General features: G+C 71.8%; 12 protein-coding genes. 6 read left to right on the forward strand and 6 right to left on the reverse strand.

What is annotated here, in order from left to right; all coding sequences use genetic code 11:
* Positions 1-92: 92 nt before the first annotated feature.
* On the reverse strand, positions 93-308 hold the full coding sequence (locus tag CRP55_RS47575) for a hypothetical protein (protein WP_143235442.1): 216 nt from the start codon (positions 306-308) through the stop codon (positions 93-95).
* A 111-nt stretch (positions 309-419) separates the two neighbouring features.
* Between CRP55_RS47575 and CRP55_RS47580 the strand changes: the two genes are divergently transcribed.
* The gene (locus tag CRP55_RS47580; RefSeq protein WP_218855090.1) at positions 420-650 is read left to right on the forward strand and encodes a DMT family transporter; all 231 of its coding nucleotides are present in this window, start codon (positions 420-422) and stop codon (positions 648-650) included.
* On the opposite strand, the gene CRP55_RS47585 is transcribed toward CRP55_RS47580, so the two are convergent.
* On the reverse strand, positions 613-1,059 hold the full coding sequence (locus CRP55_RS47585) for a S66 peptidase family protein (RefSeq protein WP_179855670.1): 447 nt from the start codon (positions 1,057-1,059) through the stop codon (positions 613-615). The two genes, CRP55_RS47580 and CRP55_RS47585, sit on opposite strands and share 38 nt — an antisense overlap.
* 269 nt (positions 1,060-1,328) lie before the next feature.
* Between CRP55_RS47585 and CRP55_RS47590 the strand changes: the two genes are divergently transcribed.
* A complete protein-coding gene (locus CRP55_RS47590) occupies positions 1,329-1,997 on the forward strand; it encodes a DNA alkylation repair protein (RefSeq protein ID WP_097328713.1) in 669 nt (222 codons plus the stop codon).
* Here CRP55_RS47590 and CRP55_RS47595 read toward each other — a convergent pair.
* Positions 1,994-2,572: a TetR/AcrR family transcriptional regulator gene (locus tag CRP55_RS47595; RefSeq protein WP_097328714.1), complete on the reverse strand. Its 579-nt coding sequence runs from the start codon at positions 2,570-2,572 to the stop codon at positions 1,994-1,996. The two genes, CRP55_RS47590 and CRP55_RS47595, sit on opposite strands and share 4 nt — an antisense overlap.
* A gap of 120 nt (positions 2,573-2,692) precedes the next feature.
* On the opposite strand from CRP55_RS47595, the gene CRP55_RS47600 reads away from it, so the two are divergent.
* Both CRP55_RS47600 and CRP55_RS47605 read left to right on the forward strand, forming a co-directional pair.
* Positions 2,693-4,039 (forward strand): FAD-binding oxidoreductase, encoded by a 1,347-nt coding sequence (locus tag CRP55_RS47600; protein ID WP_179855671.1) that lies wholly within the window; start codon positions 2,693-2,695, stop codon positions 4,037-4,039.
* A 13-nt stretch (positions 4,040-4,052) separates the two neighbouring features.
* Entirely contained in the window at positions 4,053-4,688 is a 636-nt protein-coding gene (locus tag CRP55_RS47605; RefSeq protein ID WP_097328716.1) for an isochorismatase family protein, read from the forward strand.
* Here CRP55_RS47605 and CRP55_RS47610 read toward each other — a convergent pair.
* From CRP55_RS47610 to CRP55_RS47620, 3 genes are read right to left on the reverse strand one after another with little or no spacing between them, the layout of a single operon-like run.
* Positions 4,668-5,504 carry an AraC family transcriptional regulator gene (locus CRP55_RS47610; protein ID WP_097328717.1) on the reverse strand — a complete coding sequence of 279 codons (837 nt, stop codon included), beginning with the start codon at positions 5,502-5,504 and terminating at the stop codon, positions 4,668-4,670. The genes CRP55_RS47605 and CRP55_RS47610 overlap by 21 nt on opposite strands.
* A gap of 58 nt (positions 5,505-5,562) precedes the next feature.
* Positions 5,563-6,336 carry a class I SAM-dependent methyltransferase gene (locus CRP55_RS47615; protein WP_218855093.1) on the reverse strand — a complete coding sequence of 258 codons (774 nt, stop codon included), beginning with the start codon at positions 6,334-6,336 and terminating at the stop codon, positions 5,563-5,565.
* Between the two features lie 11 nt (positions 6,337-6,347).
* Positions 6,348-9,287: a glycine--tRNA ligase gene (locus CRP55_RS47620; RefSeq protein ID WP_097328719.1), complete on the reverse strand. Its 2,940-nt coding sequence runs from the start codon at positions 9,285-9,287 to the stop codon at positions 6,348-6,350.
* Positions 9,288-9,332: 45 nt separating this feature from the next.
* Between CRP55_RS47620 and CRP55_RS47625 the strand changes: the two genes are divergently transcribed.
* Together CRP55_RS47625 and CRP55_RS47630 are read left to right on the forward strand one after the other, a co-directional pair.
* Positions 9,333-10,475, forward strand: a complete 1,143-nt coding sequence (locus CRP55_RS47625; protein WP_097328720.1) for an acyl-CoA dehydrogenase family protein — start codon at positions 9,333-9,335, stop codon at positions 10,473-10,475.
* A 10-nt stretch (positions 10,476-10,485) separates the two neighbouring features.
* A complete protein-coding gene (locus CRP55_RS47630) occupies positions 10,486-12,726 on the forward strand; it encodes an FUSC family protein (RefSeq protein ID WP_097328721.1) in 2,241 nt (746 codons plus the stop codon).
* Positions 12,727-12,793: the final 67 nt, after the last annotated feature.

The following is a 12,793-nucleotide window of genomic DNA, read 5'->3' on the forward strand; positions in this document are numbered from 1 at the left end:
CTGGACGACGGCACCCAGGGCGACGATCTGGTCCTGAAGGTGAACCGAGATGCTGACGGCCCGCTGACGGCAAGGCGGCGGATGCCGGCGCCTCAGGGGCCCTCGATGTGGCTGCCGCGGGCCCGGGTCTTGTCGGCCTGGTGGCCGAGCCAGGCGTTCAGGGCCAGCACGGTGCCGCCGCAGATCAGCAGGACGATGACGAGGATGCCCAGGATCCAGCGCCAGATCGCGAGGCGGCTCTCCCTCGGCGTGTCGGTGCCGGTGCCCTCGAAGGGCCAGGATGAGTCGTCCTCCGGGTCGTCGTCCACGAAGCGGACGGTACCCAACGTCCGTACGGCAATCGGGTCTTTATGGCGAAAGGTAACTCCGGAGAGATAGCGCACATTGCCGTCGGGCTGGGGGTTTGCGACTCTTCAGGGGTGAGCCCGGCGGTCGTGTTCGGGGTGGCCATTCTCGCCGGCATGGGTGGGCTCGCCTTCGCCATGCGTGATCTGCCGGTCGGCACTGCTTACGCGGTGTGGGTGGGTATCGGCGCGGTGCTGACCGTGGTCTACGCGATGGTCACCGGGGCTGAGGCGGTTTCCGTGGTGAAGGTTCTGCTGCTGGCCGGCATCATCGGCTGCGTGGCCGGGCTGAAGTTCCTGCACTGACGGTCAGGGTTCCCGCCTCGGTGTCGAGCGTCGCCGGCGTGCCCAGCGGCATGCACACCTGGGCGTCGAGATGGCCGAAGGGCAGACCTTCCAGCACGGGTACGCCGAGAGCGCCGAGCCACGACCGCAGGACGCCGACCACCCGCGGCTCCTCTCCGGTCAGGTCACCGATCGCCACCCCGCGGATGTCGTATCGGCTCAGCAGGGGAAGCACCTGCTCGCAGCCGGGCTGGTGTGTGCCCTCGAGGCACAGGATCGCCCCGTCCAGCGTGGGCAGCCCGGCGCCGGCCGTGCCGGCCACGGCGCCGACCCAGCCGCCGACCAACCGCCCGGTCGCCACAGCGGGCGCCGTGACCCGGGCCGGCGCGGGGCCGGCGTGCAGCACCGCCGGCTCATCGGTGAACAGCAACTCCCGGCCATCTCGCCGTGGCGGTCGTCGGCGTGCCGGCCGAAGTCGACCTCGAGCTCCCACGCGCCGACGTGTTCCGCCGCCCACGGCCGCCAGCCCTCCGCCGCGGGATAGCCGGCCGGCGACACCATCCGTACTTTGTTTCCGGCCTTGAGCCGCGGCCACCTCAACGATTCCCCCATGAAACCGATTGTGCGCCCGCTGACCGTTGCCGATGCCGAGCAGGACGGGCGCGCGGTGACCTGCCGGATTCTCCTAAGCTGACGCGCGTGACCGAGACGACGGTGGCCGAGGTGCTGGCCGAGCTGAAGGCGCTGGACGATCCGAAGATGCGGGCCGTGAACGAGCGGCACGGTGACGATCACGGGGTCAACCTCACCAAGCTGCGCGCGATCGCGAAAAGGCTCAAGACGCAGCAGGATCTGGCGCGTGAGCTGTGGGCGACCGACGACACCGCGGCGCGGCTCGTCGCTTTGCTGATCTGCCGGCCCAAGGCGTTCGAGCGCGACGAGCTCGACACCATGCTGCGTGGGGCCCGGGCCGCCAAGGTGCACGACTGGCTGGTCAACTACGTGGTCAAGAAGAGTGTGTACGCCGAGGAGCTGCGTGTCGCCTGGGTGGCCGACCCGGACCCGGTGGTCGCGAGCGCCGGCTGGGCGCTGACCACCGAGCGGGTGGCCAAGAAGCCCGAGGGGCTCGACCTGGCGGCCCTGCTCGACGTCATCGAGGCCGAGATGAAGGACGCCCCGGAGCGTCTCCAGTGGGCGATGAATCACTGCCTGGCCCAGATCGGCATCTCGCACGAGCGGCATCGCGCCCGGGCCCTCGAGATCGGTGAGCGTCTCGAAGTGCTCAAGGACTATCCGACGCCGCCGAACTGCACGTCGCCGTACGCACCGATCTGGATCACCGAAATGGTGCGCCGAACGAATTCTTAATCGAACAGGATGGTGCGGATGGTCGTCGTCAGCCGAGCGATCAGCTCGTCGGGGGACATGGCCGCGACGGGGCCGTCGGCGAGCACATATCGGCTGAAGGCCACGCCGATGAGATGGGCGCCCATCATGTTGACGCGGGTCGCCAGATCGGGAATGTCCAGCACTCGCGCGTAACCGTCGACGGCGGTCTGCTGAAGGGTCTGCAGCAGGGCCTTGGCCGCCTGCTGGTCGCCGGCCGCGCTGCGGATCAGGGCGATGACCGGGTCGGCGCCGTCCGACGCCTCCATGCGGTGCACGAAGGAGGCGGCGATCCGCTCCGGCAGCTTGGTCACGTCGTCGTCGAGGACGCCCTTGAACAGGGACTCCGGGTCGGGCGTGGTGGCCGCGACGAACAGCTGCTCCTTGGTGGAGAAGTGCAGCACGACCAGGCCGTGGGTGACGCCGGCCCGGCGGGCGATCTCGCGGATCGTCGCGTTCTCGTAGCCGCGCTCGGCGAAGACGGCCCGGGCCGCCGCGAGGATGGCGGCCTGTTTGCGGGCGGGATCGCGGGTCCGCCGGGGTGAGGGGTGTGACATCTTGCCTACTGTACACCTGGACAGTAGGGAATGTCGCAATGGTTTTGCACGCAAACAATTCCTTTCCGGATCTGAGTAATGTCGCCGCGTTCCACGGGACATGAAAGGGAAGGGGAAATCGTGAACGACAACGGGGCGGCATCTCTGCGGGCCGCCGCACGGGCGGTCCACCTGCCGGGAGATGACGGGTACGACCGAGCGCGGAGCATCTGGTCGCTCGCGGCCGACCTGCGGCCGGCGGCCGTGGTGTTTCCGGAGAGCGTGGACGAGATCAGCGCGGTCGTGCGGGCCGCCGGCCGGGCCGGCCTGCGGGTCACCCCGGTCGGCACCGGGCACAACGCGCATCCGCTGCGCGACCTCAGCCGTACGGTCATGCTCCGCACCTCGCGTCTGGACGGCGTCACCGTCGACGCGCCCAACCGCCGGGCCCGCGTGCAGGCCGGCACCACCTGGTCGCCGGTCGTCGAGCAGGCCGCCGGGCACGGCTACGCCGCGCTGCACGGCTCGGCCCCCGACGTCAGCGTCGCCGGCTACACGGCCGGCGGCGGGCTGAGCTGGTACGGCCGCAAGTACGGGCTGGCCGCCAACCACGTGACCGCGGCCGAGCTCGTCCTGGCCGACGGCACGCAGGTCCGCGTCGACGCCGACCACGAGCCTGACCTGTTCTGGGCGGTCCGCGGCGGTGGCGGCAACTTCGGCGTCGTGACGGCGCTGGAATTCAGCCTGCTGGACTTCGCCACCGCGTACGCCGGCTTCCTGGCCTGGGACCTGGACAAGGCGCCGCAGGTGCTGCGCCGCTGGCTGGAGTGGACCGCCGAGGCGCCGGACGAGGTCACCACCGCCTACCGGCACATGCGCTTCCCGCCGATCCCCGAGCTGCCCGAGCCGTTCCGCGGCCGTGACTGGGTGATGATCGACGGTGCCGTCCAGGCCGGTGACGAACGGGCCGAACAGCTCCTGGCCCCGCTGCGCGAGCTCAAGCCGGAGATCGACACGTTCGCCCGGGTGCCCTCGCCGGTGGTCTCCCGCATCCACATGGACCCGGAGGAGCCGACCCCCGGCGACGGCACGACCGGCCTGCTCGACGCGCTCCCGCCGGAGGCGGCCGGCAAGCTGCTCGAGGCGGACGCCACCAACCGGCTCTTCTCGACCGAGCTGCGCCACCTCGGCGGGGCCCTGGCCCGCCCGGCGGCCGGCGGCGGCGCGCTGTCCGCCTTGGACGGCCAGTATCTGTTCGCCGTTGTGGGCGTCGTCTTCAGCCCCGAGGTGCGGGCGGCCGTCGTCGCCGAGGCGGACCGGATGGTCGGCTCCCTCGCCGAATACTCCCGCGACCGCATCTACACGAACTTCCAGCAGACCCAGGGCGACACCTCGCGCGCCTTCGCCCCGGCCGTCTGGCAGCGCCTGCTCGAGCTGCGCCACCGCGTCGACCCTCACCAGACCCTTCAAGCCAACCACGAGATTTGAGGTACGACCCGTCATGAGCCTTCTCGACCGCAGGACCCCTGACAACACCGCGATCGTCCTGATCGACTACGTCGAAAGCTTCAAGCACACGGTCAAGAGCCAGACCCCCGAGGCCAACGTGACCGGCGCCGTGGCGCTGGCCCGGACCGCCCTCGGCCTGGACGTCCCGCTGGTCGTCACGGCCGGCCCCGAGGGCGACCCGCGCGGCCCGATGTACTCCGAGCTGCTGCGGGAGCTCAACGGCCACCCGGTGGTGGCCCGCTGGGACGCCTTCAACGCCTTCGACGCCCCCGGCTTCCCCGAGGCCGTCGAGGCCACCGGCCGCAAGCACCTGGCCGTGGCCGGCCTGACCACCGACGTGTGCGTGCTGCACACGGCGATGGGCGCCCTGCGCCGCGGCTACGAGGTCTCGCTCGTCGTGGACGCCACCGGCGGCACGTCGCTCGACTCGCACCAGGCCGCCATCGGCCGCCTGGTGCAGGCCGGCGCCACCACCACGAGCTGGATGTCGCTGGCGACCGAGCTGGTCGGCCTCTACGCCAACGACAAGAAGGGCGTCCTGCCCCAGCTCCTGGCCCTCGACACCAACCTGACCGCGGCCGGCCTCAACGAGGTCCTCTCCGACCTCTCACCCGGGCTCAACCGGTAACCACAACTCCCGGGCCTCGCGATCGAGCAGCGCCACGATCTCGGGGCCCGGGCGCAACCGCCACGGATTCGACGGAAACCACTCGGTGGCGGTCGCGGCCCAGGTCTCGGGCAAAGACGCTTCGGTGGTACGGAACACCGCCCATGCGCCGGCCGCCACGTCGAGAGTGTCCAGATCGGCCGGGACGGGCGTGCCGGCCGAGACGGCGGCCCCGTGCAGATAAGTAAGCTCGCTTCCCTCCGTACGATCCGGGTCCAGATCGTCGAAGACCTGAAGCAGACCGCCCGGATCGGTGTCGCCGAGGTCCTTGAGGCGCTGATGCTCGGCGGCCGGCAGGGCCGCGATGTGCTGCTGGATCCGCGGGTTGGCGCCGCGGTGGATCAGTGGAACCCGGGCCGCGTGCCCCGCGATGCGGAAGGCGGGCCGGTCGGCGATGCGGGTCTCCATGGGGTTGCTCCCTTCGACGGTCAATCGGAAAGCGAGTCGCGGCTGCGTCCGCAGCGGCCCACCGGCCCGGCGAACCTCACCGGGCGAGGCGCCGTGCACCGACCGGAACGCCCGCCCGAAAGCCTCGGCCGACCCGTAGCCGTAGCGCACGGCGATGCTCAACAGGTCGTCCCGGCCCCGGACCACGTCCGCGGCGGCCACGGTCATCCGCCGCCGGCGGACATACTCCGACAGCGGCATCCCGGCCAGCGACGAGAACATCCGCCGCAGATGATGCCCGGTCGTACCGAGCCTCCTGGCCACCCCTTCCACGTCGAGCTCGTCGTCCGCCTCGACAAGCGAGACCAGCTGGTTCAGCGCCGCGATCACGGAATCCACTCTGACGGAGACGGGCCGGCCCGCGCCCGACAGTCCCGGCCCGATGCGATCAGGCGCGGCCGAAGGCGTAGAGCACCTCGGCGTCCAGGACATGGTCCTCGTCGGTGTCGAGCAGGCTGGTCAGGGCGCCGGTGTATTCGGTGCGGAACGTTTCCGTCTGTTCAGGGCTCAGGGCGGTGAGGGCGTCGTGGTGCGCGCCCTGGGTGTGGGCCGTCCACGCGTGTTCCAGGTCGGAGCGAGAAAAGCGGATGGTCTCGGTGACCGTGCCGGCGGGGGAGTAGCCGGCGTCCTCGAGCGCCTGCCGGCATTTCGACGGCGTGCCGAGCGGGGTGGCGGGATCGGTGAGGGCCAGGCCGTGGCGGGCGGCGTGCGAACGAAAGAGGCGCGCCGCGACCGGGTAGCCCTCCCGCATGGTGGAGAAGCCGACCAGCCCGCCGGGCTTCAGCAGACGCCGCCACTCGCGCAGGGCCGGGCCGACCGGCATGTAGAGCAGGCCGGCCGAGCACAGAACGAGATCGAACGAATCGTCGGGAAGGTGCGGCAGGGCGGTGGCGTCGGCCTTGACGAGTTCGATCCCGGGCGCGGCGGCCGATCGTCGCGCCCGGGCCAGCATTCCCTCGGAGATGTCCACGCCGAGCACGTGCCCGGTCGGCCCGGCGGCCCGCGCGGCGGCGGTCGCCGCGAGGCCGGTTCCGGTCGCGGCGTCCAGGATGCGCGTGCCCGCCGAGGGCCCGGCCAGTTCGACCAGGCGCTCGGCGTATCGGACGTGCCAGTCGTCGCTGTAGGCAGCGGCGCGCTGGTCGAAGGCGGACTCGATGGTCACGGCGGTGGTGGCTACAGGCGCAGTTCCGGCCAGTCGAGCAGGCCGGCGCCGAGGTCGCGGACCGTGGCCAGCAGGCCCAGGCGGGCGGCGCGCAACGCCGGGTCGTCGGCCATGACGAAGACCTCGTCGAAGAAGCGGGCCAGCGGGGAGACCAGCGGGCCCACGGCCGTGGTGAACGCGGTCAGGTCGGTGCCGAAGTCGGCCTTCACCGACGACACCGCCTCGTGCAGGGCCAGCTCGGCCGGCTCCACCAGGACCGCCGGGTCGTAGCCGGCGACCGTGTCGGCCGGCAGGATGCGGCGGGCCCGCTGGATGGCGGCGGCCACGGCGACGAAGTCGGGGTTGCCGACCAGGGTGCCGAGCTGGGTGAGCAGGCCGTCGACGACCGACGGGCGGTCGTAGTGGATCAGGGCGGCGCGGACCCGGTCGACCGGGGCGCCCTCCTCGGTCAGGGCCTGCTCCAGGCGGCGGGCCAGGAACTCGCCCGCCGCGGTCAGCACCTCGGCCGAGACCGGCACCGGCTGCTGGGCGGCCGCGGACGCCAGGCCCGAGGTCAGCGAGAAGTCGGACAGGGCCGGGTGGGCGCGGTGCACGGCGAGCAGGCCGAGGACCGCCCTGCGTACGGCGAAGGGGTCGCTGCTTCCCGTCGGCAGGCCCACCGTGGCGGCCAGCCCGGCCACCAGGTCGAGGCGGTCGGCCAGCGACAGCAGGGCGCCCGGGATCGAGGCCGGCAGCGCGTCGCCGGTGTTGCGGGGCAGCTCGGCCTCGTAGACGGCCGCCGCCACGTCGCGGGGCTCGCCCGCGTGCAGCGCGTAGTCCTGGGCCATGACGCCGGCCAGCGACGTCATCTCGGTGACCAGCTGCGAGCCGAGGTCGAACTTGACCAGGCGGGCGGCACGGCCCAGCGTGGCCGAGTTCAGGCCGAGGCCGTCCGCGACGGACTGCGCCAGCGCGGCGATCCGGTCGGCACGATCGGCCATCGAGCCCAGCTTGTCGGTGAAGGTGAGCCGGGTCAGGCGCTCGCGCATGTCGGCCGGGGAGGTCGAGCGGTCGGCGCGGTAGAAGAACGCCGCGTCCTCGTAGCGGGCCCGCAACACGGCCTCGTTGCCGGCCCGCACCAGCTCCACGTCGACCGGGCCGTTGGCCACCGTCACGAACATCGGCAGCAACCGGCCGTCGGCGTCGCGCACCGGCAGGTAGCGCTGGTGCTTGCGCATCACGGTCGTCAGCACGGCGTCCGGCAGCGACAGGTAGCTCTCGTCGAACGTGCCCAGCAGCGGCGTCGGCGCCTCGACCAGGTAGCTGATCTGCTCGATCAGCGGCGCCTCGCCGGCCACGTCGATGCGGCCCTCCGGGTAGACGTGGTCCTGGGCGCCGGTGACGATCAGGTCGTGCCGGTCCTCCGGGTCGGCCACGATGCCGGCCAGGGCCAGGGTCTCCATGAAGGTCTCGGCCGAGGCGATCTCCACGACCGGGGTTTCCGACGTACGCAGCAGGCGGGTCTGACGGCCGGCGGACAAGGTGCCCAGCGCGACCGGCACCACGTCGTCACCCCACAGCGCGGTCAGCCAGCGGATCGGCCGGCTGAACGAGAGCTGCGGGTCGTTCCACCGCATGTTCTTGGCGCCGCGCAGGCCGGCGACGACCTTCGCGAGCACGCCGGCCAGCACGGTCGCCGCGGCGCCGCCGGCTTCGTGCTTCTCCACGACATGGTGCTGTACGCCGTTGACGTCACCCGTGCGGAGGGCGTCCACCGCGACACCCTGACTGCGGGCGAAACCCTCCACCGCCTTGCCGGGCGCGCCGACCTTGGGGCCCTTCACCGTCCGTACATGATCAGTCTCTTTGGCCGCGACCGAGGCGACCACCGCGACCAACCGGCGGGGTGTCGCGAACGTGCGGACCTCGTCGTGCTCGAGGCGCGTGCTGGCCAGGCCGTCGGTGACCGCGCGCAGGAGATAGGCCAGGGCGGCGCGGGCCTCGGACGGCGGCAGCTCCTCGGTGCCGATCTCGAAGACCAGCGTGCGCGGCTCGGTGCGCTCGGCCGGCGTGGAGTACGGCGCGGCCGGCGGCAGGGCCTCGACGAGACCGAGCGGATGGCCGAGCTCGTCGCGGCGGGCCACCCACAACTTGGCCACCTCGCCCGCGAGCCGCCGCATCCGGCCGAACTCGGCGGCCCGGTCGGCGGTCGAGACGGCACCGCGAGAATCAAGGACGTTGAAAGCTTGCGAGCACTTCAGCACGTACGTGTGAGCCGGCACCGGAAGACCCGTGTCGATCAGCCGCTGCGCCTCGGCCGCGTAGATCTCCAGCAGCTGCCGGTTGGCGGCCACGTCGGCGTCGTCCAGGTAGTACCGGGACATCTCGTACTCACCCTGGCCGAAGACCTCGCCGTACGAGATGCCGTCGGCGTATTCGATGTCCTTGAAGTGGGTCTTGTCCTGAAGAGCCATGATGATGCGCTCGATGCCGTACGTGATCTCGACCGACACCGGGTCGAGGTTGAGGTTGCCGGCCTGCTGGAAGTACGTGAACTGGGTGATCTCGAGACCGTCGAGCCAGACCTCCCAGCCCAGGCCCCAGGCGCCGAGCGCGGGGGAGGCCCAGTTGTCCTCGACGAAGCGCACGTCGTGCGCGTTCACGTCGATGCCGATGGCGGCCAGGCTGCCCAGGTAGAGCTCCTGCGGGTTGCCCGGGTCGGGCTTGAGGATCACCTGGAGCTGGGTGTGCGTCTGCAAGCGGTTGGGGTTCTCGCCGTAGCGCGAGTCGTCGGGCCGCACGGAGGGCTCGGTGTAGACGACCCGCCAAGGCTCGGGACCGAGCACGCGCAGGAAGGTCGCCGGGTTCAGCGTCCCCGCACCGACCTCCGTGTTCATCGGCTGGACGGTCAGGCATCCCTGAGCGGTCCAATACGCGGTCAACCGGGCCAGCGCGTCCTGCATGGTGAGCATGGGTGAGAAGTCTAGGACCCGCCGGATGAGGGTAGTGAGCCAATTATGCTCGACGGTGATCTTTACGCCTTTCAGGACCTGCTGTCGGAGGACGAGGCCGCCGTCGTGCGGCGGGTCCGCGACTTCCTCGACGCCGAGGTCGTGCCGATCGCGAACGACCACTGGGCCCGCGCGGAGTTCCCCCATCATCTGATCAAGAGGTACGCGGACCTCGACATCGCCGGCCGGCCCGGCTCGAACCTGCTCAGCGGGTGGCTCGCCCTGGAGATGGCCCGGGCCGACGCGTCGATGGCCACCTTCTACGGCGTGCACGCGGGGCTGGCCATGGGCAGCATCAGCATGTGCGGCTCCCCGGAGCAGCAGGAGCGGTGGCTGCCGCAGATGGCGTCGTTCGGCAAGGTCGGTGCGTTCGCGCTGACCGAGCCGACCGGCGGGTCGGACGTGGCGGCCGGACTGCGGACGACGGCCCGGCGCGACGGGGACTCGTGGATCCTCGACGGCCGGAAGCGCTGGATCGGCAACGCGACCTTCGCCGACCTGATCGTGGTGTGGGCGCGCTCCCTGGACGATGATCAAGTCAAGGGCTTCGTGGTGCCGCGGGAGACGCCGGGGCTGACCGCGACGAAGATCGAAAACAAGATCGCTTTGCGTACGGTCCAGAATGCCGACATCGTTCTCGACGGCGTCCGGGTTCCTTCCTCTTCCAAGCTCGAGAACGCCAACTCCTTCAAGGACACGGCGAAGGTGCTGCGGCAGACCCGCAGTGGCGTGGCCTGGGAGGCGGTCGGGGTCATGCTGGCGGCGTACGAGATCGCTTTGAAATACGCCAAGGAACGGCAGCAGTTCGGCAAGCCCATCGCGTCCTTCCAGCTCGTGCAGGACCTGCTCGTGCGCATGGTGGGCAATCTGACCGGATCGCTGGGAATGTGCGTGCGGCTGGCGCAACTGCAGGACGCGGGGCAGTACCGCGACGAGCATTCGGCGCTGGCCAAGGCGTACTGCACGACCCGCATGCGCGAGGTGGTCGGCTGGGCCCGGGAACTGCTGGCCGGCAACGGGATCGTGCTCGACTACGACATCGGGCGCTTCGTGGCCGACGCGGAGGCCCTCTACTCGTACGAAGGCACCCGGGAAATCAACACCCTGATTGTGGGCCGGGCCATCACGGGATCGAGCGCCTTCGTCTGATAATCCCTGGATGAACTGGTTACGGCGGCGGGACCCGGGGCTTCTCGCCATCCGGCGCGCGGTGCGCGTCACGCTGGTCGCCTGCCTCGGGTTCTATCTCTGCCGGTACGTCTTCGACCTGCCGGCCATGGCGCCGTACGCGCTCTTCGGCACGGTCGCCCTGGGCGCGCTCTCGCAGATCCCGGGCAGCCCCCGGCAGCGGGCGATGACGCTGATCGCCGTGCTGCCGGTGGCCTGGGCGCTGGTCAGCGTGGGCACGCTGCTCTCGGTGAGCAACTGGGCGGCCGCGGCCGGCATGTTCGTGCTCGGTTTCACGGTCAGCTTCGTCGGCGTCGGCGGGCCCCGCCTGGTCGGCCTCGCGGCCGGGATGCAGTTGCTTTACATATTGCCGTGCTTTCCGCCGTACGACCCCGGCTCGCTCCCGCAGCGGCTGGCCGGCGTGACGATGGCCGTGGTGCTGCTGGCCGCGGCCGAGCTGCTGCTGTGGCCCGATCCGACGCCGATGCCCTACCGGGAACGCCTGGCCCGCGCGGTGGCGCTGCTGTCGGCGTGCTTCGACGCGCTGGCCGACGACTGGTCCGGTTCCCCGGGCACTCCAGGTCGTTCCGCGCCGGCCGCGCTGTTGCCCGAGGCGGCTTCCGCGCAGGCGGGCCGTTCCCGGCCGGCCGCGCTGGTGCCCGAGGTGACCGGGGCGGCTTCCGCTCAGGCGGGCCGTTCCCGGCTGGCGGCGTTGCTGCCCGAGGTCACCGAGGCGGCCGAGGCGCTGCGGCCGTCGCGGCTCCCACCCGGGCTGCGGCCGGCGTCGGCGTCGCGGCGGGACCGGGCGCTCAGCGCGGCCGCGGGCACGGCCCGGCTGCTGGTGGGGCGGACCGCTGACCTGTACTTCCTGGAGGACAAGCAGGCGGTCACGCTGCCGGCGGCGGCCCGGCTGCTGCGCGCGGCGGCCGGCTGCACCGACTCGGTGGCTTCCTGGCTGTCCGGCCGGGGCCCGCTCCCCGACACCGGCAAGCTGGCGGCGGCGCTGGCCGACTTCCGCCGGGCCCGCACCGAGACCGACCCGAGCGGCCTGCCGCCGGAGCGGCTCGAGCTGGGCGCGCTGGCCCTGACCCTCGGCGAGTGGACGAAGTCGCTGGTCTTCGCGGTGCGGATCGCCTCGGGGGAGAGGCCGCCGGCGCTGGTGCAGGGCTCGTTCTGGTACGCGCGCCGCAGCACCCCGTACCTGTGGTGGCACCGCCTGAAGGAGAACCTGACACCCCGGTCGGTGGCCTTCCAGGGCGCGCTGCGCCTGGCGGCGGCGCTGGCGGTGGCCCGGCTGGTGGCCGGCGGGCTCGACCTGTCACACGGTTTCTGGGTGCTGCTGACCATCCTGACGGTGCTGCGGGCGTCGGCCGCGGAGACCCGCTCGACGCTGAAGCCGGCCCTGATCGGCACGATCGGCGGCTCGGTGGTGGCGGCCGGCCTGCTCCTGCTGAACGTCGACCCGACGGTGTACGTGGTGATCCTCCCGCTGGTGATGATCGCCGGTTTCGCCTCGGGCCCGCTGCTGGGGCTGGGCTGGTCGCAGGCGCTGTTCACACTGGTCATCACGCTGGTGTTCGCGCAGGTGACGCCGGTCGACTGGCGGCTGGCCGAGGTGCGCGTGCTGGACGTGGTGATCGGCGCGGTGGTCGGTGTGCTGATCGGCCTGTTCGCCTGGCCGCGGGGCGGCGCGGGCGAGCTGCGCCGGGCGGCGGCGAACTTCATGTCGGCGTCGGCCGAGGTGGTCCGGGAGACGGTGGCGGTGATGGCGAGCGGCTCCCAGCAGGGCACGGCACTGCCGGCGGCCCGGGGCGCCGGCCTGCTGGCGGAGGCGTCGTTCGCGCTGTACCAGAGCGAGCATCACCCGGACTCCCCGGTCGACTGGCAGGCGACACTGCTGGCGGGCCATCACGCCGTACGGGGTGCGGAGGCCCTGGTCCGTTCCTGCCCCGCGGGCGGCCTGCTGCCGTGCGAGGCCCAGCTGACCGCCTCGGCCGAGGACGTGGCCGCCTGCTTCACCCGAGCGTCGGGCAGCCTGGCCCAGGGCGCGGCGCTCCCGCCGGTGCCCCCACCGGTTCCCGTTCCGTGGCCCACCGACTTGGGCCAGGACCTGTACGTCATAGCCGACCTGCGAGTCTGGCTCCTGGGCCTACGAGACGACCTGGCCGGCCGCCAGGAGCCGAACGAAACCCTAAGAGCCCGAGCCGCCCGAGTAGCCGACGGCGCCGCCTGAGACCCCACGCCGTTCCCGGTCCAACGCCCGCCCCGCGCCGCCCCGCCCAGCCCGCGCCGCCCCGCCC

The organism is Paractinoplanes atraurantiacus, assembly GCF_900215205.1.
Lineage (GTDB): Bacteria > Actinomycetota > Actinomycetes > Mycobacteriales > Micromonosporaceae > Actinoplanes > Actinoplanes atraurantiacus.

What these genes read in the sequence shown, in the direction of transcription:
- CRP55_RS47605 (WP_097328716.1), top strand. Translation starts at nt 4,053, where the DNA reads ATGAGCCTTCTCGACCGCAGGACCCCTGACAACACCGCGATCGTCCTG.
- CRP55_RS47630 (WP_097328721.1), top strand. Translation starts at nt 10,486, where the DNA reads ATGAACTGGTTACGGCGGCGGGACCCGGGGCTTCTCGCCATCCGGCGC.
- CRP55_RS47625 (WP_097328720.1), top strand. Translation starts at nt 9,333, where the DNA reads ATGCTCGACGGTGATCTTTACGCCTTTCAGGACCTGCTGTCGGAGGAC.
- CRP55_RS47595 (WP_097328714.1), bottom strand. Translation starts at nt 2,572, where the DNA reads ATGTCACACCCCTCACCCCGGCGGACCCGCGATCCCGCCCGCAAACAG.
- CRP55_RS47620 (WP_097328719.1), bottom strand. Translation starts at nt 9,287, where the DNA reads ATGCTCACCATGCAGGACGCGCTGGCCCGGTTGACCGCGTATTGGACC.